Origin of the sequence: Pseudomonas putida (genome assembly GCF_016406145.1) — a bacterium.
GTDB classification, from domain to species: Bacteria; Pseudomonadota; Gammaproteobacteria; order Pseudomonadales; family Pseudomonadaceae; genus Aquipseudomonas; species Aquipseudomonas putida_E.
Genome location: NZ_CP066307.1, coordinates 37772 through 62441 on the forward strand (window position 1 = coordinate 37772; position 24670 = coordinate 62441).

Here is a 24670-nt window from a genome sequence, read left to right on the forward strand (position 1 = left end):
TGTTAACTTTCTCGTAAACTTTTCAGTGTCTACATTAGGTGTACGGAAATTGCCATGATGAGCAAACCCATCCCGACCACGCTGTACGTGTACCGTTGCACCGCATGCGGCCATGCTGGCCAGCTACACCTGGCCGAAACCGCTGCCGAGTTGACGACCGCTTGTACATGTTGCGGGGCCGAGGTCGTGGCCGAGTGGGATGGCGGCGTGGTGCTATCGACCGACAAACCAGGCCAACCACATGGAGGTGACCATGCGTAACGGCAAAGACTCTTCAACCCTGGACATATTGACCGGAGGCCTGCGCATTGGGTACGCCCGAACCAGCAAGCAGGACCAGAACCTGGACCTACAGCGAGACGCGCTTGTCGCCGCTGGTTGTACGCGGATCTATGAGGAACAGATCAGCGGGGCCAGGGCCAACCGGCCCGAGCTGGAGCAGATGCTAAAAGCACTCCGCCCAGGGGATACCGTTGTCGTGTGGCAGCTTTCCCGCTTCGGTCGCAGCCTCTCCCACCTGCTCCAGCTCATGGCGCAACTGGAAGCCATGCAGGTTCGCTTTGAATCGCTCACCGAGCACATCGACACCAGCACGGCGGGCGGACGGATGCAGTTGAACGTCTTCGCCACCCTGGCGGAGTACGAACGCGAGCTAAACCGCGAACGGACCATGGCCGGCCTGGAGGCCGCCCGCGCACGTGGGCGCAAAGGGGGTCGCAAGCCGACGCTTGGAGCGAAGGAGATCCGCGATATCAAGATCCTGCTGGCCGATCCCTTGACGACCGTCAGCGACGTGGCCGCCAGGTTCAAAGTCAGCAGAACCACCATCTACAAGTATCTGAGCAAGGAGGCCCAGCATGTCGTCCAATGAGTTGTTTGATATCGATCCCGACCTGGCCACCTCGCCACTGCCGAAACGTCGCTCTGCGGCCAAAGCCCCCTTGGTCGGGCAGGACGCAATCAACATCGACAAGTGGCGCAAGCGCATTGAGGCCGAAGCCCGGCCAGGCGAAACCTACCAGCAGGCGGCGGAGCGGCTGAAACGCGAAGAGGCGAAGCAGCCGAAGGACAAGACACCAGGGCGCGAGGCGGTGAAGGCCTCAGCGGGCCGCAAGCAAGTTGTGGTGCTCGAAACGCAGCTCGATTTCTGGATTGCGACCGGCCTGCCGGCGATCCCCAAGGACGAGCGGCCTACAATGGAGCACCCGATCTACGCCGTGGAAGACGGAGACACCAGGCAGATCACCTACGAGCACAACGGGAACAAGATCGAGATCATTCCCAGCGTTGCCGGTCGGGCGACCCAGCATGACAAGGATATCGTGCTGTTTTGCGTGTCGAAGCTGGTGGCCGCGATCAACGCCGGCATAGCCGTATCACCGACTATCGAGACGACCGCTCACGAACTGTTGAGCTTCACGCGCAGCAGTACCAGCGAGCGCGGCTATGAGCTGCTTAGCAAGGCGTTCGACAGGCTCACCGGTACTCGCATGCGGGCCACCTTTGAATCGACGAAAGACCGTGACGGTAGCCGGCGCTGGGTGGGCCTGCTCGATGACGTGGAGATCATCACCAGGGGCGCCAAGAACCGCATGTGCGCCATTCGGATCAAGGTATCCGACACCACATTTAACGCTGCGAAAGCCATGGATGTGTTGACCATTCCGGGCGACTATTTCGGGCTACGCAGCGCCATCGCCAAACGCATCTATGAGCTTTGCCGAAAGCATTGCGGCGGCCAGGGCCAATGGAAGATCGGCCTGACTCTGCTGCAAAAGAAGGTCGGAAGCGCCCAGGCGGAAAAGAAGTTTCGCGCCAAGGTCAAGGAGCTGGCCGAGGCCGGCAGCTTGCTCGACTACTACATGACCTACCTGCCCGACGAAGACGCGGTGTTGTTCTTCAACAAGTCCGACGCCGGCAAAGCGGCCTTGCTCAAAGCCACGCGCAACGGTATCAAGACGCCACGCAAAGCAAAGGCCGCACCCGCTGCATGAGTCATGGCAATTCGTCACTCCAGGGACCGGAAGGGGTCAATCCACTGATGTGTAAGGGTTTTTCTCTATTGATTCATGCGTTCTTGAGCTGTACCGCAGCCCCTTCGGGGGCTTTATCTGCGCATTCGTCACTCCAGGGACCGCGCCCAATTTCGCGGCCTAGCCGGTTCGTCACTCCAGGGACCGCGATTCGTCACTCTAGGGACCGCCGATTCGTCACTTCGGGGACTGGGGTTCGTCACTCCAGGGACCGCCTATTTCGTCACTCCGGGGACCAGAACCACCCGCCAGCCCAGGTAAATCAAGGCCTCGCAAAACGCTAACAACGCGCGCGCGTATTAACCTTTTAACTTAAACCTTTAACGGCTCTGATTTGACTGAGCTTGTGGATAACTCACGGATAGCGTTCGACACCGGCACCGTGCACGCGCCACGGGATCACTCCGGGTTGTCCTGATTGCCCCACTGGTACTCCCACACCAGTCCAGCGCGGCGTTGCTCATAGTCAAACGGCTTGATGATCCCCGAAACGAACAGGGCCGACAGCAAGCCCTGCGCCATGCCGTAGTAGACCGTGCGGTCGTGGCTCATGCCGTCCGGGCAGTCATTCTTAGGAGGCAACGGTGCGAAGGGTGGCTGGTCGTCATACATGGCAGCAACTCCTATGGAGGCGGGGCATTGAAGTATAGGAGGGTGGAATCGAACGGCTGCTGCGCTCTGGTGCGGTGGCTCGCCCGCCGCGCTGGAGCGGAGCCAACAAGGCCAACTGGCCGCGTTAGGCTGTATTGTATTTTGTAGTATGTTGTATAATACTACACGCTACAACATACAAAGGAGCACGCCCCATGGCACTCACCAAGGAAATGATCTGGAAGGCCGCCGACGAACTGGACGCTGACGGCACTAAGCCCACCCTGGCCAACGTGCGCAAGCGCCTGGGTGGCGTCGGCAGCTTTACGACCATTCAGGAGGCCATGAGCGAGTGGAAGAACCGCAAGCAGCAAGAGGCCCAGCCACTCATCGACCCACCACCACCTGCCCTGGCCCAGTTGCTGGAGAACTTCGGCGCCGATATCTGGAACCTGGCCCGTGTTGCTGCCGACCAGGCCCTGGACGGAAAGCGCCGAGTGATCGAAGAGAATGCCGCGCAGATCCGCGAGCAGGCCGAGGAAGCGATTGCCCTAGCTGATAGCATGGATGCAGAGCTGCACGACCTGCGCGCCAAGATCGCGGGCCTGGAGGAAACCGCAGCGCTGTACCGCGAGCTACAGGCCAACTATCACGCCCTGGAAGAACGTGCCGAGCTGGAGTTGAAGCACCAGAAGGACCACAGCGCCCAGGAGATCCACCGGGCTGTCACCAGGGCCAACGAAAAGGACTCCGAAGCTATCGAGGCACGCAAGAGCGAACGCCAGGCCCTGGACCGCGCAGCACGCGCCGAAGGTCAGGTAGAGGCTCTGGAAAAACAGCTTGGCCTGGCTAAGAAGGGCAAGTAACCCACAAACGAAAGGGAGATCAATCACATGGATAGCACTAATCTGGATTGGCTTTGCCGCGTGGCTGGCTTATCACGGCCCCATGCAAGAGACGGGCTTCGATTGGCTACTGTTCGCCTTTGTCGTAGTCATTCCCAAAGGCTTTCGGGGCGCTCTGTACGCCTCGACGGCGCCTCAAAACAGATTCAGCGAGGGTTACAGCGCCAAGGATAAGCGCCTGCCATTGTACTGGGTTTTAACCCTGCTCTTGTTCGCTATCAACCTGGGCCGAACCATCACCGACTTAATGAGTTGATCGGTATCAGCACTTCCCCAAGCCCGCGATGCGGGCTTTTTCTTGCCTGCCGGCAGCCGCCCGCCACTCGCACCGGACAGACTCGGGCAAGCCTCGCTAGTCAGCCACACGCACCAGGCTCTACGAAGATTCAGGGATTCTTGGGGAGGGATTACAGGAGGGCCAGAAATGGCGAAGCCCGCTGCACAGCAATGCAAAACGGGCTTCTAGTGCTCTGCGAAGGAGCGCATGCCCGCAGTATAACGACGCACCCCAGCGCGCTCAATTGCTCAATTGACATATGCTTGCCATATGCTAGGATTCTCTTGGAGATTGAAGGAGGTTCCGATGCTCAACCGCTGCTTACCTGCGTTGCTTTTGGGGGCCGTGCTCACCACACCGGCTTATAGCGATGATTGCCGGTTGTCGTTCCAGAATGGCGCGACACTCGACCTACCCGTGGCCACCACCGAAGCCGCACAGGCGCAGGGCCTCGCCGGGCGGCCAGATCCAGGGCGAGGCATGCTGTTTCTCTGGACTACGCCGGCAGTGCGATTTGTGTGGATGAAGAACACCCCTGCCCCATTAGACGCGGCTTGGATCGGAGCAGATGGGGTTATCCAGAGCGTACAAGAGCTGGAGCCACACACAACCGCCAAGCATTCATCATTGCGGCCCGCCCTCGGCATTATCGAGGTGCCACGCGGCCAGCTTGCAAACCTGGGCATCGAGCGCGGCAGCACCATCACCGCCTCAACGTGTTTCAACTTGTAGGAGGTTCCCATGCGTACCGTTTCCATTTTCATGAACAGCCGAAACCAGGCGATCCGCATCCCTCGGGATATGGAGTACCAGGGCGTTTCCGAGCTGGAGATTATCCGCGACGGCGAAACGCTGATCCTGCGCCCTGTGCGCCCCTCCTGGGCATCGTTGCGCGACGTGGCGGCCGCAGATCCTGACTTTCTGACCGAGCGAAAGGATGTGATCGAGGAAGACCGTTTCCTGGGTGACTTCACATGAGCAAAAAGACGTACATGCTCGATACGAACATCTGTTCGTTCATCATGCGCGAGCGCCCCGACGCGGTGCTGGCCAAGCTGGAACAGGCAGTCACTAATCAGCACCGGATTGTCGTTTCGGCCATCACCTACTCCGAAATGCGTTTCGGGGCCGCCAACCCCAAGGCATCGCCCAAGGTTGCAGCGATGGTCGATGCCTTCATCCAGCGCCTGGACGCCATCCTGTCCTGGGACGCCGCCGCCGTAGATCAAACAACGCAGATCCGCACCGCCCTCGCCCGCCTGGGTACGCCCATTGGCAACAACGATGCAGCGATAGCCGGCCATGCCCTGGCCGCTGGGTGTGTTCTGGTCACGAACAACACTCGCGAATTTGCTCGCGTTCCTGGCCTAGTCCTTGAGGACTGGACCCAACCCGCCATTACCAAGAGTTGATACGCCATGACCGAACTGGAACAAGCCATCATTGATTGCGCCCAACTGCACCTCACTCAGTTGAAAGGTGCGCTTACCCTGCCCAATGGCCCCGAACGTAGCGACGGCTTTACCTCAGCCTGGTGGCAGCTCACCGGCCTGGCCCAGCTTGCCGACCCGAGCACATGAACCGCACTTACACCAAGCAACAGCACGCCTTGGCAGCGGTCGGCGCGATGTTTGATGCGGTGGACGAGTGGAACAAGGTTATGGCCGAAGTGCGCCAGGTCGTCGGCGAAAACTGAGGGAGGCCGGTATGCGAAACGAACAGGAGTTGATGCCTGGCCTGATCCTGCCGCCGAGCTATCAGGTTGTATTGCGCAGGCGCCTGGCCGAAGTGAACACCGCCACCAGCGCGGCGAATTGCTTGATTTCCCAGGCCCGCGCCGAGGGCATGGTGGAGGCCCTGGAATTGTTGAAAGCGCTGGAACAACAGCAGGTTGAGCGCCTGTATTTGTTGATCGAGCAGGCTGCCACAGCGCGCTTGCTGGAGCTGGAGCAGGGTGCCGGCGAGTGATCGCCCTGCCGTCATCCGAGGCATAGCGCGAGGCCTGCGGCCCGGGCTTTCGTGCTACGCATCGAGCCACAGCTACGCCGCGTCTCGCCCCTTCGGGCTTCAATCCCTCTCGCCTGCGCACCTGGCCCGCCAGGCGCTGCGCGCTCCGCTTGCCCTCCGGCCTGCCGGCCTGCGCGGCGGCCTGCTGGCCACCTTGCCGCCCCTGCGCGTCCTGGGTGTGCTCATCACCCTCCGGCTGGCCGCTATCAGCCCTAATCGCCTACCCTCCGCTGGGCCTATGCCGTCAAGGGGCTTTCGCGGCATATGCTCACTCCCTTCGGTCGCTCCGCTATTCCACGGTCCCCATGACGGCGGCCCAGCTCCGGGTAGTCGGGGCTTACCGCGACCAACCGAAGGCTGACGAGCAGATCCACCGGGGGAGATTCACGCTCCAGGGCAAAAGCGGGGCTGCACCCGCTTCGCGGGCGCGCTTTATGTTTACCTCCCGCTCCCACCTCGGCATCTAAGCAGCTCCGAAAAGCGCGCCGCGTCAAGTCAATTATTAGTCAAAGATTGTTTGACCAACAGTTGACGACAGCGCCCCGATTTGAGATACTAACCACGTCGAAGCAATACCGCCTCGACACCCCGGACACCAGCGGCAGCAACCGCTCCGGGGAATCTGCGAAGGAGATACAAAAATGCGTCTTTCCAGCAACTTCCGTAATCCGTGCATGATCCGCAGCGATGCCCCTCTGACCAATGACGAGATTGCCCGCGTGGCGCCCTCGATCTTTGCCGAGGAAGCGCACGACAGCCGTTCGGAACGTTACCTGTACATTCCAACCGTCAAGGTGCTCGATGCGCTGCGCACAGAAGGTTTTCAGCCGTTCATGGCGTGCCAGACCCGCGTCCGCAACACCGACAAACGCGAGCACACCAAGCACATGATTCGCCTGCGCCATGCCAGCAACATCATGAGCAAGGAAGCGAACGAAATCATTCTGCTGAACAGCCACGACGGCAGCAGCAGCTACCAGATGATGGCCGGCAAGTTCCGTTTCGTGTGCGCTAACGGGCTGGTCCTGGGCGACATGGCGATGGATCAGAAAGTGCGCCACAGCGGCCGCATTGACGTTGTTAACGACGTTATCGAAGGTGCCTATGAGGTGCTGGGCCAGTTCGAGCAGATCGACGCCAACCTTGACGACATGCAGCACTACCACTTGCGCCAGGAAGAGCAAGAAGCGTTCGCCATGGCGGCCCTGGCCTACCGCTACGACCCATCCGAAGGCCCTGCCCCGGTCACGCCGTCGCAACTGCTGATGCCGCGCCGTGCCGAAGACCGCGCAAGCGATCTCTGGACCACGTTCAACCGCGTGCAGGAAAACACCATCAAGGGCGGCTTGCGTGGCCGCAACAAGCAAGGACGCCGGACAACTACCCGCGCCGTTAACGGCATTGACCAAGACGTGAAACTCAATCGCGCCTTGTGGGTACTGGCCCAGGCCCTGCGCAGCGGTCAAGCCGCCGCGTAACTGGCGAGCCGGGCGTTAAACGCCCGGCTTTCCCCCGCCCTTGGAGGATCGAACCATGTGCAAAGTCTTCTATGTCCCTGGCCATACCGCGATCATCGACTATGCCCGCCAGATCGGGCCAAACATGTGGATGGCCCAGCATTCCGGGCTGATGCTGCCCGAGCTGCGCGTGCGTTACCCCGGCGCCATCCTGGGCGACGAAGAGGCGTTTTTGATCGATCAAGAACGCGCCTATGGCACGCCACCGGCACGCACGACCGCCGCCCGTTTCGAGTTCAACCTTTCGCAGCGCCCCGTCATCGACTACCACGCCGACGAGCTGGGCGCGTCGTTCAAGCTGGCCGACCTGGACCACGGCAACATGACGACCATTTTTGCCCAGTGGGGCGGGCGCTACTGGACCTTGACGGGCCTGGCCACCCTGCCCCACCTGCTCATCATGCGCCGCATCGCTACCCACTCCCTGGCCGTGGCCAAGGCCTAAGATCGAGGAACCGACCATGACTTACGAACGCACGTTGGAAGCCTACCGATCGTTACTCAAGGCCAACCCTGGGCATGGCCTGCTCATCCCTGGGGATTGCGTGGCGTTTCTGCTCGACTCTGACCAGCTTTACGCCTGCCAGGTGCAGGACGGTCGGCCACTTCTGGCGTGGATGTTTCCGATCACCGCCGAAGCCTGGGACGATGACGACGAAGCGTGGTTGTGCGATGCGGGCGGCCTGGAGACAGCCGACGCGATCAACGACCCGCAGTTTGTGCCCCTGCTGATATGGGACCGCCAGACACTGGAAAGCGAAACCGTGGCGGCAGTCGCCGCCAAGGTTGGTACCAGTGACCAGGGCGTTGCCATTAGTATCGAGCGCAACAACGAGGGGACGTTTTACGTCATCTGGAAAGCCACCGCCCAGGGCGTCAAACGGCACCGGCTCCATGCCGGTTCCACAGATGCCCGCCGCCTGGAAGCGCATGCGCGGGGCTTCATCGAGCAAATGAACCAGTAGCACGCTTGACCCGTAGCCCTGCCGGTAGCAGGGCATTCAGCCAACAGTAAGGAACCGCGAATGCAGCCCACCCAGCCGAAATACACCGCCGAACAATGGACCGCTTCCCTGCCTGCGCTCCGGGGCATGTCCACCAAGACCCTGGACATTGCCAGGGCGGTGCTGGTGGAGGGCAAGGAACCTATCGAGGTGGCCAACAACATCGGCCAGTCGCGGCAGCTTGTACACGCTGCAATCAAGCGCGTAACCGCCGTGCTGGAACGCCAGACCGTCGGCCTTGTGCCCGTCATGGTCTGGCTCACCCCCGAGGAAGCCGAGCAGGTCAAGCAGATGGCCGCCAAACATGAGCAGCCAAAGGAGGCCCAACCAGGGACCACAAAGAAGACACCTAACCGACAGAAAAAGGCCTAGATGGCGCCTTTCTGTCACGGACAGTTTGACTGCTGAGGGATTTGCAGATGCTTACACCAACAGAGGAAAAGGGCGTGCTCGATTACCTGGCCTGCCTTGAATGGGTCGCCAGCGCCGAGGTTGCAGAGATCCGCCAGCGCCTGGAAACAGCGACCGGCCAAGTCCGCGAGGATCTGGTGACTGCGATCAAGCAACAAATGGGCGGGGGCCGTCCCGAATTGGCCTGGTACTTCCACCACCTGGCCAGCGAGAAAATCTAGTGCGAGGCCTGCGGCCCGGGCTTTCGTGCTACGCATCGAGCCACAGCTGCGCCGTGTCTCGCCCCTTCGGGCTTCAATCCCTCTCGCCTGCGCACCTGGCCCGCCAGGCGCTGCGCGCTCCGCTTGCCCTCCGGCCTGTCGGCCTGCGCGGCGGCCTGCTGGCCACCTTGCCGCCCCTGCGCGTCCTGGGTGTGCTCATCACCCTCCGGCTGGCCGCTATCAGCCCTATTCGCCTACCCTCCGCTGGGCCTATGCCGTCAAGGGGCTTTCGCGGCATATGCTCACTCCCTCCGGTCGCTCCGCTATTCCACGGTCCCCATGACGGCGGCCCAGCTCCGGGTAGTCGGGGCTTACCGCGACCAACCGAAGGCTGACGAGCAGATCCACCGGGGGAGACTTACGCTCCAGGGCAAAAGCGGGGCTGCACCCGCTTCGCGGGCGCGCTTTATGTTTACCTCCCGCTCCCACCTCGGCATCTAAGCAGCTCCGAAAAGCGCGCCGCGTCAAGTCAATTATTCGTCAAAGATTGTTTGACCAACAGTTGACGACAGCGCCACGATTTGAGATACTAACCACGTCGAAGCAATACCGCCTCGACACCCCGGACACCAGCGGCGGCAACCGCTCCGGGGCAATCTGCGAAAGGAGATTCAACCCATGACTATCGAAACCCACATCCTGTATTTCAGCGAAGCCGAGGCCCTGCGCGAGTTCAGCGGCTTCACCGTTGAAGTGTCCCATCAGGCTCGCCCGAACCAGACCCCATCCAACGTCACCATGTACATGATCGTTGCCCAGCGTGGCGGCATCGGTCGCCGCGAGGTGATCGCGGAGTTCCCGCTGGAAATGCACGCCACGATCTTCCGTGACATGTGCGAAGGCTTTGTGCGCAGCGAGCGCCTGACCAAGTAAACCAACCCCGGCCCGGATACCAGCGGCGGCAACCGCTCCGGGCCTTCCTCTGCGAAAAAAGGAGTTACCTATGGCTACTCAAGCCCTTCCCTCGTTCCGTGTCTTCCTGGCCCGCCTGGCCGCTTCTGCGCGCCGCGCAGCGGCCCCAGCTCGCCCGGTGCCGTCCATGCAGCAACTGGCCGAGCGCGGCCAGTTAATGGAGGCCGCCGACCTTCTGACCCTCGCACGGGCTGTTAAACGGGCCTAACCCCACTACCCAACCGAGCGCCGCGGCTTCGCCCCGGCGCTCCCCGCTGGAGAACAGGATATGTACGGACACCAGACCACGCCGACCAAGGCCGCCAGGACGTGCCAGGCGCTTGCCGCCGCTGCGCGCAAGGCCGAGCTGCAACACGATTGGGAAGTGGCCGCAGAGTTCTACGAGGCCGCCGCAACGTTCATCACCAAACCGGGCGAACTGGCGCACCGCGATAGCGCCGGCTTGCTGCGTAAGGCCGCCGCCTGCTGGGAAGCTGGGGATCGAGGCCAAGGCGCAGGACCTGGCCACCGTTGAAAATGTGGATTGCGCAATCCAAAAGGCCCGCTTACGCGGGCCTTTGTCATCGTGCGACCGGCTGGAATGGCGCCCCGGCGCAATGCTCGCCGCCGCACAGAATCGCCAGCTCAGGCTTGCCCCATACCTGCGTTGCGCACTTCGGGCACCGGTACTTGACCCGGTTTGACCGGTTCGGCGGCACCTCGGGCGGCAGCTCCACCAACTCACCGAGCGGCCCCAGGTCATCACCGCCTTGATCCACGCCTAGCGCCTGCCCTTCGTCCTCACCGTCCACGTCATCGACAAACCCGCGACCGTTCGAGCCGGTCGGCGGATCAATTTGCGGTCGCTCCGGAGGAAAACGGTCGTACCACGACAGGGAGAAGTCCCGCGTCAGCAGCTCCGCGCAGCTCACGTCAAAGCGGCCGCCTGGAATGATGTAATGATCCATTTGTTCGCCCAGGCGCTTACCACCAGGTGCGCCGGTATTGCTGGGCATCAGGCCCAGGGCTTCCATGCGGGCGGCCCATTCTTTGTTGTGGTAGCCACGCCGGCCTGGCGCGCCAAAGTGGAACTGCCACAGGTGCACCATTTCATGGGCCAGCACCGACAGCGTTTTACGCAATGAGCGAATCGCGAAGTAGCCGGGGTTCATGGCGATTTCATCGGTCATTTCACCGCTACGACGGGCGAAGCGCTTGCGCGAGAAGTAGCCGTAGGTTCGGCGTTCACGCTGGAGGGTGATAAGGCAGTCCGGTAGCTGGCCGTCGAACAGCTGGACGTTGAAGTGTTCGTACGCCAGTTGCAGCTCGGCATAGACCTCATGAGTCGGCAGTAGCGACATGGTGACGATCCTGTCTTGTGGATTGTGCAATCCAGTTTAATAGAAGTGGATTGCGCAATCCAGAGCGAGGCCTTCGGCGCGGGCTGTCGTGCTGCGCATCGAGCCACAGCTGCGCCGCGTCTCGCCCCTTCGGGCTTCCATCCCTCTCGCCTCCGCGCCTGGTTCCCAGGCGCTGCGCGCTCCGCTTACCGCACGGGAGCGCCTGCGGCGACTCCCACAAACGGCGAGGCCGCCTTGCGGCGGCCTCAGCGTATGTCACACCCCGGCGCTAGCCGGCAACCAGGCGGTAGAAGAGCAGGGCACCGCCCAGGCCTCCGGCCAGGCCGGCGATGCCAGCGCAGATCGCCGCCACCCACACCGTGCGGCGCTGGGTCGCGGCCAACAAGCTTTTGGCTTGGCGGTCCAGCTTCTCCAGGGCCTTGTCATGCCGGGACTCGGTTTCCCGAATCGCGGCAGTCAGCTCCCGGTGAGCCGTGACCAGCTCGGCACGCGCATCCTCGACCGTGGAGGCCAGGCTTGCGCCGGCCTCCTGCATCGACTGGTGCACCTCGCGGGCCGCCGCAACCGCGCCTTGGAGATCGGACACAATCTCCCTAGAGTCGCCCAGGAACCACTCAATTAATACTTCTTCTCTCGGTTTCCTAGAATCCATTACTGGTACTCCGGTCGCTTAGGCCGTCAAGGCGGCGTAGCATTCGTCCAAGTTTTGACGAATAGGTTTTGCATAACTTGTCCAACGATAGAGGCTTACATACTTGCTGCGCTGTGTTTCATCAGCTTCGGCCCGTGCCAGCGCCTTGTAATCGGTATCGTCACCGATCAACTGATCGAACGACATTTTGTTAGCGGCCAAATAACCATATACGTCACTGTCAAACAGGAACGCGCCTGGCTTGATGGTGGCCTTCTTGGTTTTCTTTACATAGTTGTAGATCGACGGAATTTCGGCCTCGGGGTTATCTTGAATGCGGTTCGGCAGCAGAATAATGCGATCAGCCGAAACACCCATGGTCGCCAGCGCTTCTACAGTCTTCAAACTTTCCTGCCACGCTTTTTGCTCCGGCGTGACCGGGACAATGAATTGTTCGATTTCATCTATGAAGCCGTGGTAGCGCGAACCGGCCTCAAAGAACGACTCGATGTTCGACGCGCCAATGTCAATAATCGCCACGTCCTCAAGTACCAGTTCCTCAATCAAATCGCCTACTTCACGACCGCGCATGGTCTTGACCTCGGCAATGCCCAGGTCCAAAGCAGACTGGTTGATCGACTCGATGGCAAAGAATGCCGAACTTGGCATGCGAGGGTAGAGCAGGTGCGCTGCAATAGTGGTTTTGCCGATGCTGCCGCTGTAGTTCAAGATCGCTCGTTTCATACGCTATTTCCTTTTGCCCGTATATTTATCATCAAGATCCGAGAAGTCCATGGAGTGGACTTTCTCAAAATCGCTACTGGTGACGATGCGACCCTTTAAGGGCGCCTCGGGTGGCGTGGGTTCATCGTTCTGGATTGCGCAATCCACTTCCTTTCCCTGACCATTGTTCCCCGGTCGGGGTAGCGGTGGAGTGGTCGCCGCTGGTGTTCCAGCTCGCTCCTGCCTGGCGGCCCTCGCTCGCATCAGCGCCTTGCAAAATCCGTTAAACCCGATGGTCATCCCGTGCTCATTTTTGAGCGTTTCCCATACATCCTCCCGTGAGGCTCCGGCTGTCAGTGCGGCCTCGATCTCGCCGAGCATGTTCCGCACCAGGGCCGAATCGCTCCGTGGTTTTAGTCGCGACAGTGGCATCGCTTACCCCTCGTTATCGACCTCGGGCACTTTTGTCCCCTGTTTGTCTCTGATCCGTACTCTAAACGTCCCTTTTGGGTCTGGCAAGTCCCTTTTTTGTCTCTTCGTTGTCCTCACTCCGTCTCTCGGTTGTCTCTAAAGCGTACCCAGTGGCACCCCTGGGCCGAGAAAAGCCCCTCACGCTGCGCGTGAGGGATCAGGAGGACGCTTTTTTGCGGCCTCCGAGGGGTGCAGACGGCTGTTTTCTCCCTTAAAAGCAGAGCGGTATTTTCCCTTAACGAGCTATACACCATACGCAACGCTTCGCGTAGCTAAGTCGTTGAAAAATAAAGCATTTTCAACGACTTGCGGAAAAGCGTAATACCTGCGTAAGACAAAAGTACGCGCAGGCCCTGATTTTGCTGTATTTTGTGTCTTACACACGTCAGACAAGGAGGCCATCCGTGCCCACAGTGAGCTTTCGATGCACCGAAACACAGAAAATCGAGCTGGAAGAGCGGTCGCAAGGCGACATTTCGGAGTATGTTCGCCGGCAGCTTTTCCGGCAGATGGAGCAGGAGGACACGCTAGAAATGATCCTCCAGCGCCTCGAACAACGACCTGGCGGCGACGGTCAGCCAGGTGCAGGAATCGACCGGCAGTCGATGGCCATCTTGATCGAGCTGCTGTTGCTTCTGCGCACCGCGTCCAAACCGGATGCTAAGAGGGAAGCCCAGGCCGAGGTCGAACGCCTGGGCTTCGACGTATGGGATTCATCTAAGAGGGATAGCTGATGAACGAGCGCCAACGATCTCAAATCTGCCTTGCCGTCATGGTACTGGTGCCCCTGTTCGCGTGGTTCTTTACCGCCAAACTGATGTATGGAATTGAAAAACAAGGCGCCCGCGACAGGGTATTTTACCTGGCGAAAAATACGTTCACCTTGTGGCCGCTTGCGGTTGCGTTAGTTGGTGGATTGATACTGGCGATTGCGCTGTGCGTGCTTATTGTGAAGTTGAGCAAGACCACTTTTGCCGGCGCCCACTTCGACAAGTATTTTCGTGGTAGCCAACTTGTATCCCAGCGTGAACTTAAACGACTAACCAAGGAAAAAGAGGAACAAATAACTATTGCCGGAGTGCCTGTTCCTATTGCTGCCGAAGCAACACACTTTTCAGTTGGCGGCGCAACGGGTACAGGTAAGAGTACGATTTTCCGCGAAATGATGTATGGCTGTATGCAGCGGAAAGACCGCATGGTGATCCTCGATCCCGATGGAGAGTTCCTATCTACCTTCTACCGCAAGGGCGATAAAATCCTAAATCCCTACGATGCCAGGACGGAAGGCTGGAACTTCTATAACGAAATCCGTAGTCACTACGATTTCGAGCGCTACGCAAAATCCATTATTCAGGTGTCGGACAGTAACGACTCGGAAGAATGGAACCAGTATGGACGCCTGTTGTTCGCGGAAGTTGCCAAAAAGCTGTACAACACCACGCGAAATCCTGGCATGAGGAATGTGTTTAAATGGACTAACGAGTGCAGTTCGGAAGCGCTACAAGGTTTTGTAAAAGGCACTCGCGCCGTCTCCCTGTTCACTGAAAACGAACGCGCTACCGGCAGCGTCCGTTTTGTCCTCAGTAATAAACTGCCTGCACATTTTGACATGCCGCCAGGCAACTTTTCGTTGCGTCAGTGGTGCGAAGATCCTAACGGTGGCAACTTGTTTATCACCTGGGACGAGAACATGCGCGAAGCGCTGCGCCCACTGATTAGTTGCTGGGTTGATACCATTTTCACCAGCATCCTTGGGATGAAATCCAACCCCAAGCGCCGAATCTGGACGTACCTCGACGAGCTGGAGTCGCTGCAACGGTTGCCCACCCTGGGCGACATGCTGACGCGGGGCCGGAAGAAGGGCGGTTGCGTGGTATCGGGCTACCAGTCCTACACTCAGCTCGAATCCGTGTATGGCGAGAAGCTGGCCGAAACCATGCTGGCCAACCACCGGACGATGGTCGCTTTGGCCGTTGGCCGCATGGGTACAGCCACCGCCGAACGCATGTCCAAAGCCTTGAGCGAGCATGAAGTGCTGCGCACAAAAGAAGGCCGCAGCTCGCGCTGGGGTGACTGGGGCACTCGCAGCGAGAACGAGGATGTGAAGCCCGAGCGCATCGTTATGTCGTCGGAAATCATGGCCTTGAACAACCTCGAAGGCTTCCTGTCGTTCCCCGGCAGCATCCCGATTGCACGGGTGGCCATTGAGCCGATCAACTTCACCCGCACGAACCCGGTACCGGGCATCGTTCCAAACCTTGAGATCATCTAAATGCTCGATATCACGACCATTTCTCGGCAATCACTGGGCAAAGTCGTGTCGTACTACGCGGATGGTGCGGATGACTACTACGCAAAAGACGGCGGCGCCATGCAATGGCAAGGTGCCGGCGCCGAGGCATTGGGCCTGTCCGGGGAGGTAGAGCAGGCCCGATTCCGCGAGCTGCTGGATGGCCGGATTAGCGACAACACGAAGCTCATGCGGACCGTCAAAGAGGCGGACGGCAAAGTGGTCAGCAAGGAACGGCTGGGGTACGACCTCACATTCTCGGCACCCAAGGGCGTGTCGCTCCAGGCCTTGGTCCACGGTGACGCCAGTATCATCGAAGCCCACGACAAGGCCGTGGCGGCGGCGATCCGCGAAGCTGAACGGCTGTCCCAGGCGCGAATCACGGTCAACAAGAAGACCGGCACCGAGAACACCAACAACTTGGTGGTGGCCAAGTTCCGACACGAAACGTCACGCGCCCTGGACCCCGACCTGCATACCCATGCGTTCGTGCTGAACATGACCCAGCGTAGCGACGGCGAATGGCGGGCACTGAAAAATGACGGCGTGTTCAATTCGTCCATGTTCTTGGGCAACGTCTACAAGGCGGAACTGGCCCGCGAGCTGGAAAAGGCCGGCTTCCAGTTGCGCTATGAGCGCAACGGCACATTCGACCTGGCGCACTTCTCCGATGAGCAGATCCGCGAATTCAGTTCGCGCAGCCAGCAGATCGAGGCAGCGCTAGCGGCGAAAGGCCTGGACCGCAGCACAGCGTCATATGCCGAAAAAAACCAGGCCGCGCTGGCCACCCGCGACAAAAAGCAGGGTGGCATCGACCGCGAGGAACTGCGCCAGGTTTGGCTGGAGCGGTCGAGGGCCTTGGGTATCGACTACCACAGTCGCGAGTGGGCCGGCGTCGGCGCCGATGCCCAGGGCGGCAACGAGCGAAGCAGCGCGGCCACTCCGCAGATCGAGAAGCCCCTGGAGTACCGTGCAGACCAGGTAATCGAATTCGCGATCAAGAGTCTGACCGAACGCCAGGCCGTGATCGGACAGAAGGAGCTGATGGATACCGCGCTGCGCCACGGGTACGGCGCACTCACCATCGACGACGTGCGCGCCGGCATCGAGCGGCGAGCCGCATCTGGCCACCTGATCCGCGAGGAACCGCTGTACTCATCGCAGAACCCAGCCGATGGAAAGAAGGGGAAGGCCGCCGAGAAGGCCCGCCAGGAGGCGCCACAGCTCAGCCGGAAGGAATGGGTGGCAAACCTTGTCCGTGCCGGCAAATCGCGCTCAGAGGCCGCCAGGCTCGTTGATGAGGGTATCCGCACGGGACGGCTGCGTCAGGGTGAAAGCCGTTTCACCACGCACATCGCGCAAAAGCGCGAACGCGAGGTGCTGCAAATCGAGCGAATGGGGCGCGGTACAGTTCAGCCGCGGATCTCCAAGGAAGCCGCCGAAGCCTTCCTTGCCGATCGGGGCTTGAACGCGGAACAGCAGTCCTCGGTGATGCGGATCGCCCGCACACAAAACCAGTTCATCGGCGTGCAGGGCTTTGCCGGCGTCGGCAAAAGCTACATGACTGTAGCGGCTAAGGATCTGCTGGAAGCGAACGGATACCGTGTCACCAGCCTGGCGCCCTATGGGAGCCAGGTAAAGGCGCTCCAGGCCGAGGGCCTGGAGGCGCGCACTCTGCAATCATTCCTCAAGGCCCGCGATAAGAAGATCGACAGCAACACCGTCGTGATTATCGACGAGGCCGGCGTAATTCCTGCGCGGCAGATGCACGAGGCCATGAAAACCATTGAGGCTGCCGGCGCTCGCGTTGTCTTCCTGGGCGACGTGGCACAGACCAAAGCTATCGAGGCCGGCAAACCCTTCGAGCAGTTGATGAAAGCCGGCATGGAAACGTCCCGGCTGACCGACATTCAGCGGCAGAAAGACCCGCAGTTGCTGGAAGCGGTGAAGCTGGCCGCCGAGGGCAAATCCAAACAATCGCTGCCGCTGGTGAACGAGATACGCGAGATCGAGGACAACGGGGCACGCTACCAGGCCATTGTCGAAGCCTACGCCTCGATGCCAAAGGCCGAACGTGACCAGGCGCTGATTATCACCGGTACTAACGCCAGTCGGATCGAGATCAACGAAGGGGTGCGCGAGGCGCTGGGCCTGAAAGGACAGGGCGCGGAATATCCATTGCTCAATCGCCTGGATACGACACAGGCCGAGCGCCGGCATAGCAAATACTACGGCAAGGGCAGCATTGTCGTACCCGAGGTGGACTATAAGAACGGGCTGCAACGGGGCGTGCAGTACGTGGTACTCGACACTGGTCCCGGCAACAAACTCACCGTGCGGGGGCCGGAAGGCGAGAGACTGCAATTCACCCCGGCTCGATGCACAAAGCTGTCGGTCTACAGCGTCGAGCGAACTGAGCTGGCTCCTGGCGATCAGGTGAAAATCACCCGGAACGACGCCGAAAAGGACCTGGCCAACGGCGACCGATTTGTGGTGAAGGAGATCCACAGCGACCGTGTGGTGCTCGAAGGCGACAAAGGCCGCCAGGTCGAGCTGGACACCGCATCGGCTATGTTCGTCGGCCTGGCATACGCCTCGACCGTTCACAGCGCCCAGGGCCTCACCTGCGACAAGGTACTCATCAACCTTGAAACCCAGTCGCGCACGACCGCCAAGGACGTGTACTACGTGGCGATCAGCCGCGCCCGTCATGCAGCGGAAATCTTCACCGATAACCGGCAGAAGCTGGGGGCTGCGATCAGTCGCTTGAATGCCAAGGCCGGCGCCCTGGATATCAAGCAGCTCCAGCGGCATGCGCTCGAGCGCAAAGGACACGACCAGGCCGGCAAACAGAAGGACGCCGCGCAGAAGCAACAGCAAGGCCAGCAGTTGCCGACCAAGCAGCCTAAAGAAAAGGGCAGGGCATTCGGCCTGTAACCAGCAAAGGGGCTTCGGCCCCTTTTTTCTGTGCGTTAAAGCCCCTTGGCCATGCGCATTTGAGCGATCCGCTCATGAGACACACCTGCGAGCTTGGCCAGCACGCTATTTGGCACCACGCCGAACAGGTGTACATACCGATCAGCACGCGATACGCGCTTGTACGGTGCGATGCCCAGGAACTCCCGGCGCGCCTCTACGACCGCATAGGCCACGCCTACGGTGCGACTCAGTTTGGCGGCAGACATGGTGCCCAGGAGCGATTCGTAACCGAGTCCGGGGCCGTGGTAGTCCTCGACCGGCGCCGACTTGGCCAGGTCAGGGGAGGGCGCCACAGCAGCATCCAGGCCGAACGCCTCGCGCAGCGCCTGCACGACTTCTACGGCCACACCCGACGCCTTGGCTATGTCTTCATCGGGCACCAGGCCCAACGCGCTCTTGTACGGCCTCACGGGATGATCGAGCGGCAAGCGCTGAATACGGCGTGTGACCTTGGAACGGGGTGGGATGCCCTGGGACTTGCGGTAAGCCTGGATACTCTTCACCGACACCCCGCTTTTTGCAGAGACAGACCTGTCCGACTCCAGGCCCAGCAGGTGATGGAAAGGGGCAAGAGCTACTGCGACCGAATAGACCTCGATCCCGAACTGGGGTTGTAAGCCGGAAACCCAGAAATTTCCGTCAGCCGATCAACATGGCTTGTCTCGCGCTTGGTCGATGAGTTCCTGCATCGCCCGCATGACTTCTTCGTGGGTGTACGACTTGGCGTTGGGGTCGTCGGCCTCTCGGAGAGCTTCCTCGACCTCGCGGGTCATCCGCGCATATTCTTCCGGCCACAGCGCTTGCTCCATGCGCAGCGACGCCTGCCCAAGCAGGTGCAGCAGGCCGAACAGCCGCATGTCATTGGTGGCGACGACGTGCTCTCGAATCCGCTCCTGGATCACCTCGCAGGCCCGATGCGCCTCTGGCGTCGCCGTGCCCTCGTAGCCGGCTGGGAGTTCTGCTTCTTCAGCGATTCGCGCCCAAGCGATAGCCGGTGGACAGGTTCATTTGCTCATCCACTTGCGCAGCAGACGCTTTTTCAGGGAGGCGCGCTCTTGCGGATTGCGTCCCTTGTGGTTGGCAATGCGATCCGCCGTGGCGGCCTGGCGCTTGATGGGCCAGTAGGAGCGGCCATCCTTACCCATCGACCAGACGTTGCTGACCTGGTTTTCCAGTAGAGGCAGATGGGCGCATAGAGCTTCCGGCGACGCGCTGGCCAGCGCGGTGCGCTCGTGAGTTCGCCAGCGCTGATGCCAGAGTTTCTTGTCCTCGCGCTCGCTACGGCAGGTCGTGTGCCCAACGATGGGCGTTTTGCGGCGGCTGCGGCTCATGATGTGGTTGTCTCCAAGAACATTCAGGACAGGCTTTCTGGGTAGAGCGCCGTCAACCGGGACAGGGTTTCTTGCACTTGTTCCAGCGAGGTCATCAGATGATCAACCTGATCCTGAAGATCCACGGCGAGATCAAATAGCTCAGCCACTCGGCTGCGTGATCCCTCGTTGAACGCGGCCATTGCCAGTTGATGCAGCTTCAACAGGTCGGTGCGCAGTTGCGGAGGTGCGCCGTCTGCGCTGTCATTCAAATCGCCGCGCAGCACGTCCACGGCATCGACTGCACGCAGCAGTGCCGTGGTATCGAAATTCTCGGGAGTCAGTTCGTCCCATTCGTCGTCGGTGATGCGGGCTGCCATCAGGAGGGCTCCGATTAAGCGGTTGCGAGCGTTAGATGCCCGATCGGCTCGGCTGCTGGCCGTACCTTGATTTCGATGTCGTAGCCGAGGCGATTCAGACAATCCATCAGCTTGCGTTCGGATAGATTGGTGAAGTCGCCGCGCATCATGCCCGACACCTTCGGTTGCGGGATGCCCATGCGTTTGGCCGCCGCTTGTTGAGTCAGCCCAAGGGCGCGCATGGCCCTCCTGATCTCGACCACCAGGCCGGTCTTGATCTTGAGCTTTTCAGCGTCAGGCAGTCCAAGGTCGGCAAAGACGTTGCCCGAGCTGCGCTGAACCTCGACGCCTTCAATGATTCGTTTTTGCATTTCGTAGCTCCTGTGCCAATACCTCGGCCACCTTCAGCCGAGCGCGGATGATGTCCATGTCGGCCTTTGGCGTGGCGATTCCGCTCTTGCTCTTCTTCTGGAAGCAGTGCAGGACGAACACCGCTTCCGCAAACTTGACCGTGTATACCGCTCGATAGGTGCCGCCGGCATCGTCTTCGACGACCTCCAGCACGCCGGCACCACCGAACCCCTTGAGCACCTTTGCTGCGTCATCCTGATCGCCTATCTGCGCCAACGAGAGCGCGTAACCGAAACGGCGACGCACGTCGGACGGCAACGCCATCAAATCCTTGTGGCTGCTCGCGATCCATTCGAGCGGTTTTTCTTTGTTTGTCATGACGGAATTTTATACCTGTTCAGGTAATGATGTAAACGCGGCAACCTCAAGGAGGTGTCGTAAAACATTTGTTTTGCGACAGGCTGTCAGCCGCCGCTGTGCTACCTGTGCAACACCCCCTCAAAAATGTACGGAAAACTCTATCGCTATTCACTATTATGCGGAAACCTGTTTTTGATGGTTATCCGCCTATGTTGGTTGGCTACATGCGCGTGTCGTCGGACTCCGACCGCCAGAGCACGGACTTGCAGCGCGACGCGCTGCTCGCCGCCGGCGTCGATCCGCGTCACCTGTTTGAGGATCGTGCCTCTGGCGCGAAGGATGACCGTGCCGGCTTGGCGCGGGCGCTTGAGTTCGTTCGAGCCGGCGATGTGCTGGTGGTGTGGAAACTCGACCGGCTCGGTCGCTCGCTGTCGCACCTGCTCGCCATTGTGACTTCGCTCAAGGACAAGCGGGTGGCGTTCCGCTCGCTGACAGAGAACCTGGACACTACGACGCCCTCGGGCGAATTCCTGTTCCAGGTGTTCGGTGCGCTCGCGCAGTACGAGCGCGCCTTGATTCAGGAGCGCGTCGTCGCGGGCTTGGCCGCCGCACGCAAACGCGGCCGGATCGGCGGCCGGCCGCAGGCGATCACTGGTGAGAAGCTGGACGCCATCGTCGCCGCGCTCGATGGCGGCATGTCTAAGGCGGCGGTGTGCCGCAACTTCAATGTCAAGCGCACTACGTTGATCGAAACATTGACGCGAGCAGGTTGGCGTGGTGCGGGAAGGACGGTCGATGAGCAACAAGAATAAGCTACTCACCGTCTTTTCTGACGCAGAGCAGGAAGCCTTGTACGGCCTACCGGACTTCGACGATGCTCAGCGGCTGGAATACCTGGCGTTGACCGAATCTGAACTGGCGTTCGCCAGCAGCCGGCCTAGCCTGCAGGCCCAAGTCTATTGCGTCTTGCAGATCGGCTACTTCAAGGCCAAGCATGCTTTCTTCCGCTTCGATTGGCATGAGGTCGAGGACGATTGCGCCTTCGTGCTGAGTCGCTATTTCCACGGCGAAGCGTTCGAACGCAAGGCGATCACCAAGCATGAGCACTACAGCCAGAGGGGTCAGATCGCCGAACTGTTCGGCTACCGGTCGTGGGCGGCTAGCTTCCTGCCGCAACTGGCACAGCAGGCTGAACAGATCGTGCGGCGCGACGTAATGCCAGGATTCGTGGCCGCCGAACTGATCGTTTGGCTCAGCGAGCACAAAATCATCCGGCCCGGCCACACCACCTTACAAGAGCTGGTCAGTGAAGCCCTGTCCACCGAACGCAGGCGCTTGGGCGGCTTGCTGGCAGAAGTGTTGGACGAATCGGCCAAAGCTGCGCTGGGCCAGCTCCTGGTGCGTGACGACACCCTGTCTCAACTGGCAGCGCTCAAGCAGGACGCTAAAGATTTCGGCTGGCGTCAGATGGCAGGGGAGCGCGAGAAGCGCGCCACGCTGAAGTCCTTGCACGGGATCGCCAAGGCGCTGCTGCCCAAGCTCGGCATCTCGCAGCAGAACCTGCTGTACTACGCGAGCCTGGCGAACTTCTATACCGTCCATGACCTGCGCCACCTGAAGGCGGAGCAGACCCGGCTCTACCTGCTGTGCTATGCCTGGGTACGTTACCGGCAGCTCACCGACAACCTGGTCGACGCGATGGCCTTCCACATGAAAAAACTTGAGGACGAGAGCCGCACGGGTGCGAAACAGTCCTTTGTCGCCGAACAGCTGCGACGCCATCAGGAAACGCCGCAGGTTGGCCGCCTGCTGTCGCTGTACGTGGACGACAGCGTGGCCGATCCGACGCCGTTCGGCGAGGTGCGCCAACGCGCCTACAAAATCATGTCCAGGGAATTGCTGCAAAACACGGCGCAGCGCATGAGCGTCAAGCCACTGAACAAACTGGCGCTGCACTGGCAGGCGGTGGACGGCCTGGCCGAACGCATTCGACGCCATCTACGGCCGCTGTACGTCGCGCTCGACTTCGCCGGCACGGCCCCCGATAACCCATGGCTCGCGGCGCTGACTTGGGCCAAGAGCGTGTTCGCCAAGCAGCAGCGCCTATCACAACGGCCACTCGACGAATGTCCGGCGGCAACGCTGCCGAAACGCTTGCGTCCGTACCTGCTGATGTTCGATGCCGAAGGCACGCCGACAGGCCTGCATGCCGATCGTTACGAATTCTGGCTTTACCGTCAGGTCAGGAAACGCTTCCAGGCGGGCGAGCTCTACATTGACGACAGCTTGCAGCACCGGCATTTGTCCGACGAGTTGGTTTCGATGGACGAGAAAGCCGCCGTGCTCGCGCAGATGGACATCCCCTTCCTGCGGCAGCCGGTCAGTGCCCAGCTCGATGCACTGGCGGCCGAGTTGCGTGCGCAATGGGTGGCGTTCAATCGCGAGCTGAAACAGGGCAAGCTGACGCACCTGGAATACGACAAGGACACGCAGAGACTGACCTGGCGCAAGCCCAAGGGGGAGAACCAGAAGGCGCGCGAGCAAGCTCTCTACGAGCAACTGCCATACTGCGATGTCGCCGACGTGTTTCGCTTCGTCAACGGCCAGTGCCAGTTCCTGTCGGCGCTGACACCATTGCAGCCACGCTATGCGAAGAAGGTAGCCGACGCCGACAGTCTGATGGCGGTGATCATTGCCCAAGCCATGAACCACGGCAACCAGGTTATGGCACGTACCAGCGACATCCCGTACCACGTCCTGGAGAGTACCTACCAGCAGTACCTGCGCCAGGCGACGCTACATGTGGCCAACGATTGCATCAGCAACGCCATCGCCGCACTGCCGATCTTCCCGCATTACTCGTTCGACCTCGATTCGTTGTACGGTGCCGTTGATGGGCAGAAATTCGGCGTCGAGCGACCAACTGTGAAGGCGCGCTACTCGCGCAAATATTTCGGCCGCGGCAAGGGCGTCGTCGCCTACACGCTGCTGTGCAATCACGTGCCGTTGAACGGCTACCTGATAGGCGCACACGAGTACGAGGCTCACCACGTGTTCGACATCTGGTACCGCAACACGTCGGACATCGTGCCGAGCGCGATCACCGGCGACATGCACAGCATCAACAAGGCCAACTTCGCCATCCTGCACTGGTTCGGACTTCGTTTCGAGCCGCGCTTCACCGACCTCGACGACCAGTTGCAGGAGCTGTATTGCGCCGATGATCTGGCATTGTACGAGAAATGCCTGATCCGGCCGGCTGGCCAGATCGACCGGCAACTCATCGTCGGTGAGAAGGCGAACATCGACCGAATCGTCGCCACACTGGGCCTGAAGGAAATGACGCAGGGCACGCTGATCCGCAAGCTGTGCACCTATACGGCGCCGAACCCGACGCGGCGCGCAATCTTCGAGTTCGACAAGCTCATCCGCAGTATCTACACACTGCGCTACCTGCGCGACCCGCAACTGGAGCGTAATGTTCACCGCTCGCAGAACCGCATTGAGTCCTATCACCAGCTACGCTCGACCATCGCCCAAGTCGGTGGGAAGAAGGAATTGACCGGCCGCACCGACATCGAAATCGAGATCAGCAACCAGTGCGCCAGGCTGATCGGCAACGCGATCATCTTCTACAACTCGGCGATCCTGTCCCTGCTGCTGACGAAGTACGAGGCAGCTGGCAATGCCAAGGCGCTGGCGTTGATCACGCAGATGTCGCCAGCGGCCTGGCGGCACATCCTGCTGAACGGGCATTACACCTTCCAGACTGACGGCAAGTTCATCGACCTGGATGCGCTCGTGGCGGGACTGGAGCTGGGCTGACGGAAATTTCTGGGATTCCGGCGTACAACCCCTGGATAAAATCGAGCCGCACGAGTGGCTGATGTCCCTAAGAGACTGGACACTTAGGTTCCGGTATCGGCTAACTCTTGTCCT

Annotated in this window: 33 protein-coding genes; 22 read left to right on the top strand and 11 right to left on the bottom strand. The window is 60.4% G+C overall.

The window, feature by feature from the left end:
- Window positions 1–54: 54 nt before the first annotated feature.
- From JET17_RS26865 to JET17_RS26875, 3 genes are read left to right on the top strand one after another with little or no spacing between them, the layout of a single operon-like run.
- Window positions 55–261, top strand: a complete 207-nt coding sequence (locus JET17_RS26865) for a zinc ribbon domain-containing protein (protein WP_015272391.1) — start codon at window positions 55–57, stop codon at window positions 259–261.
- Window positions 254–871: a recombinase family protein gene (locus tag JET17_RS26870; protein ID WP_015272392.1), complete on the top strand. Its 618-nt coding sequence runs from the start codon at window positions 254–256 to the stop codon at window positions 869–871. Before JET17_RS26865 ends, JET17_RS26870 begins: the two co-directional genes overlap by 8 nt.
- A complete protein-coding gene (locus JET17_RS26875; protein WP_015272393.1) occupies window positions 858–1994 on the top strand; it encodes a replication initiator protein A in 1137 nt (378 codons plus the stop codon). Before JET17_RS26870 ends, JET17_RS26875 begins: the two co-directional genes overlap by 14 nt.
- Before the next feature lie 438 nt (window positions 1995–2432).
- Here the strand turns inward: JET17_RS26875 and JET17_RS26880 are convergent, their stop codons facing one another.
- Window positions 2433–2645, bottom strand: coding sequence for a hypothetical protein (locus JET17_RS26880; protein WP_015272394.1), 213 nt, complete (start codon window positions 2643–2645; stop codon window positions 2433–2435).
- Between the two features lie 194 nt (window positions 2646–2839).
- Between JET17_RS26880 and JET17_RS26885 the strand changes: the two genes are divergently transcribed.
- From JET17_RS26885 to JET17_RS26950, 14 genes are all read left to right on the top strand, one after another.
- Window positions 2840–3490, top strand: coding sequence for a DNA-binding protein (locus tag JET17_RS26885; RefSeq protein ID WP_015272395.1), 651 nt, complete (start codon window positions 2840–2842; stop codon window positions 3488–3490).
- Between the two features lie 622 nt (window positions 3491–4112).
- Window positions 4113–4538: a DUF192 domain-containing protein gene (locus tag JET17_RS26890; RefSeq protein ID WP_015272397.1), complete on the top strand. Its 426-nt coding sequence runs from the start codon at window positions 4113–4115 to the stop codon at window positions 4536–4538.
- 9 nt (window positions 4539–4547) lie between these two features.
- The gene (gene vapB, locus JET17_RS26895; protein ID WP_012477631.1) at window positions 4548–4784 is read left to right on the top strand and encodes a type II toxin-antitoxin system VapB family antitoxin; all 237 of its coding nucleotides are present in this window, start codon (window positions 4548–4550) and stop codon (window positions 4782–4784) included.
- Complete coding sequence (locus JET17_RS26900; RefSeq protein ID WP_012477632.1) at window positions 4781–5218, top strand: type II toxin-antitoxin system VapC family toxin; 438 nt, start codon at window positions 4781–4783, stop codon at window positions 5216–5218. The genes vapB and JET17_RS26900 overlap by 4 nt, the downstream gene beginning before the upstream one ends.
- Before the next feature lie 6 nt (window positions 5219–5224).
- Complete coding sequence (locus JET17_RS26905) at window positions 5225–5386, top strand: hypothetical protein (protein ID WP_015272398.1); 162 nt, start codon at window positions 5225–5227, stop codon at window positions 5384–5386.
- Window positions 5387–5513: 127 nt separating this feature from the next.
- A complete protein-coding gene (locus JET17_RS26910) occupies window positions 5514–5774 on the top strand; it encodes a hypothetical protein (protein WP_015272399.1) in 261 nt (86 codons plus the stop codon).
- Between the two features lie 680 nt (window positions 5775–6454).
- Window positions 6455–7291, top strand: coding sequence for a DUF932 domain-containing protein (locus JET17_RS26915; RefSeq protein ID WP_015272400.1), 837 nt, complete (start codon window positions 6455–6457; stop codon window positions 7289–7291).
- A gap of 55 nt (window positions 7292–7346) precedes the next feature.
- Window positions 7347–7775, top strand: a complete 429-nt coding sequence (locus tag JET17_RS26920; protein ID WP_015272401.1) for a hypothetical protein — start codon at window positions 7347–7349, stop codon at window positions 7773–7775.
- 16 nt (window positions 7776–7791) lie between these two features.
- Entirely contained in the window at window positions 7792–8295 is a 504-nt protein-coding gene (locus tag JET17_RS26925) for a hypothetical protein (protein ID WP_015272402.1), read from the top strand.
- A 60-nt stretch (window positions 8296–8355) separates the two neighbouring features.
- Window positions 8356–8706, top strand: coding sequence for a TrfB-related DNA-binding protein (locus JET17_RS26930; RefSeq protein ID WP_015272403.1), 351 nt, complete (start codon window positions 8356–8358; stop codon window positions 8704–8706).
- 47 nt (window positions 8707–8753) lie between these two features.
- Window positions 8754–8966, top strand: coding sequence for a hypothetical protein (locus JET17_RS26935; protein WP_153334493.1), 213 nt, complete (start codon window positions 8754–8756; stop codon window positions 8964–8966).
- A 657-nt stretch (window positions 8967–9623) separates the two neighbouring features.
- Window positions 9624–9878: a hypothetical protein gene (locus JET17_RS26940; protein ID WP_015272405.1), complete on the top strand. Its 255-nt coding sequence runs from the start codon at window positions 9624–9626 to the stop codon at window positions 9876–9878.
- A gap of 70 nt (window positions 9879–9948) precedes the next feature.
- Window positions 9949–10125 carry a hypothetical protein gene (locus JET17_RS26945; protein ID WP_019692578.1) on the top strand — a complete coding sequence of 59 codons (177 nt, stop codon included), beginning with the start codon at window positions 9949–9951 and terminating at the stop codon, window positions 10123–10125.
- A 60-nt stretch (window positions 10126–10185) separates the two neighbouring features.
- Window positions 10186–10431, top strand: coding sequence for a hypothetical protein (locus JET17_RS26950; protein ID WP_015272406.1), 246 nt, complete (start codon window positions 10186–10188; stop codon window positions 10429–10431).
- Between the two features lie 46 nt (window positions 10432–10477).
- Here the strand turns inward: JET17_RS26950 and JET17_RS26955 are convergent, their stop codons facing one another.
- From JET17_RS26955 to JET17_RS26970, 4 genes are all read right to left on the bottom strand, one after another.
- Window positions 10478–11257, bottom strand: coding sequence for a SprT-like domain-containing protein (locus JET17_RS26955; RefSeq protein ID WP_015272407.1), 780 nt, complete (start codon window positions 11255–11257; stop codon window positions 10478–10480).
- A 268-nt stretch (window positions 11258–11525) separates the two neighbouring features.
- A complete protein-coding gene (stbC, locus tag JET17_RS26960; RefSeq protein ID WP_254362158.1) occupies window positions 11526–11909 on the bottom strand; it encodes a plasmid stabilization protein StbC in 384 nt (127 codons plus the stop codon).
- An 18-nt stretch (window positions 11910–11927) separates the two neighbouring features.
- Complete coding sequence (stbB, locus tag JET17_RS26965) at window positions 11928–12632, bottom strand: StbB family protein (protein WP_015272409.1); 705 nt, start codon at window positions 12630–12632, stop codon at window positions 11928–11930.
- Window positions 12633–12635: 3 nt separating this feature from the next.
- Window positions 12636–12992, bottom strand: coding sequence for a hypothetical protein (locus tag JET17_RS26970; protein ID WP_015272410.1), 357 nt, complete (start codon window positions 12990–12992; stop codon window positions 12636–12638).
- Between the two features lie 494 nt (window positions 12993–13486).
- Between JET17_RS26970 and JET17_RS26975 the strand changes: the two genes are divergently transcribed.
- The 3 genes from JET17_RS26975 to mobF are packed head-to-tail and all read left to right on the top strand — an operon-like array spanning window position 13487 to window position 18309.
- The gene (locus JET17_RS26975) at window positions 13487–13816 is read left to right on the top strand and encodes a hypothetical protein (protein ID WP_015272411.1); all 330 of its coding nucleotides are present in this window, start codon (window positions 13487–13489) and stop codon (window positions 13814–13816) included.
- On the top strand, window positions 13816–15354 hold the full coding sequence (locus tag JET17_RS26980) for a type IV secretion system DNA-binding domain-containing protein (protein WP_015272412.1): 1539 nt from the start codon (window positions 13816–13818) through the stop codon (window positions 15352–15354). Before JET17_RS26975 ends, JET17_RS26980 begins: the two co-directional genes overlap by 1 nt.
- Window positions 15355–18309: a MobF family relaxase gene (mobF, locus tag JET17_RS26985; protein ID WP_015272413.1), complete on the top strand. Its 2955-nt coding sequence runs from the start codon at window positions 15355–15357 to the stop codon at window positions 18307–18309. It abuts the gene before it with no gap.
- 35 nt (window positions 18310–18344) lie between these two features.
- Here mobF and JET17_RS26990 read toward each other — a convergent pair whose 3' ends face one another.
- From JET17_RS26990 to JET17_RS27015, 6 genes are all read right to left on the bottom strand, one after another.
- Window positions 18345–18854 carry a hypothetical protein gene (locus JET17_RS26990; RefSeq protein WP_015272414.1) on the bottom strand — a complete coding sequence of 170 codons (510 nt, stop codon included), beginning with the start codon at window positions 18852–18854 and terminating at the stop codon, window positions 18345–18347.
- Window positions 18855–18998: 144 nt separating this feature from the next.
- Window positions 18999–19340, bottom strand: a complete 342-nt coding sequence (locus tag JET17_RS26995) for a hypothetical protein (RefSeq protein WP_025999701.1) — start codon at window positions 19338–19340, stop codon at window positions 18999–19001.
- A gap of 15 nt (window positions 19341–19355) precedes the next feature.
- On the bottom strand, window positions 19356–19682 hold the full coding sequence (locus tag JET17_RS27000; RefSeq protein ID WP_000091614.1) for a hypothetical protein: 327 nt from the start codon (window positions 19680–19682) through the stop codon (window positions 19356–19358).
- 23 nt (window positions 19683–19705) lie between these two features.
- Window positions 19706–20041 carry a hypothetical protein gene (locus tag JET17_RS27005; protein WP_000741275.1) on the bottom strand — a complete coding sequence of 112 codons (336 nt, stop codon included), beginning with the start codon at window positions 20039–20041 and terminating at the stop codon, window positions 19706–19708.
- Between the two features lie 14 nt (window positions 20042–20055).
- Complete coding sequence (locus JET17_RS27010) at window positions 20056–20391, bottom strand: helix-turn-helix domain-containing protein (protein WP_001172026.1); 336 nt, start codon at window positions 20389–20391, stop codon at window positions 20056–20058.
- On the bottom strand, window positions 20372–20749 hold the full coding sequence (locus JET17_RS27015) for a type II toxin-antitoxin system RelE/ParE family toxin (protein WP_003151133.1): 378 nt from the start codon (window positions 20747–20749) through the stop codon (window positions 20372–20374). Before JET17_RS27015 ends, JET17_RS27010 begins: the two co-directional genes overlap by 20 nt.
- A 191-nt stretch (window positions 20750–20940) precedes the next feature.
- On the opposite strand from JET17_RS27015, the gene JET17_RS27020 reads away from it, so the two are divergent.
- Window positions 20941–21543 (top strand): recombinase family protein, encoded by a 603-nt coding sequence (locus JET17_RS27020; protein ID WP_010465829.1) that lies wholly within the window; start codon window positions 20941–20943, stop codon window positions 21541–21543.
- Window positions 21527–24556: a Tn3 family transposase gene (locus JET17_RS27025; protein ID WP_010799689.1), complete on the top strand. Its 3030-nt coding sequence runs from the start codon at window positions 21527–21529 to the stop codon at window positions 24554–24556. Before JET17_RS27020 ends, JET17_RS27025 begins: the two co-directional genes overlap by 17 nt.
- The last annotated feature ends 114 nt before the right edge of the window (window positions 24557–24670 follow it).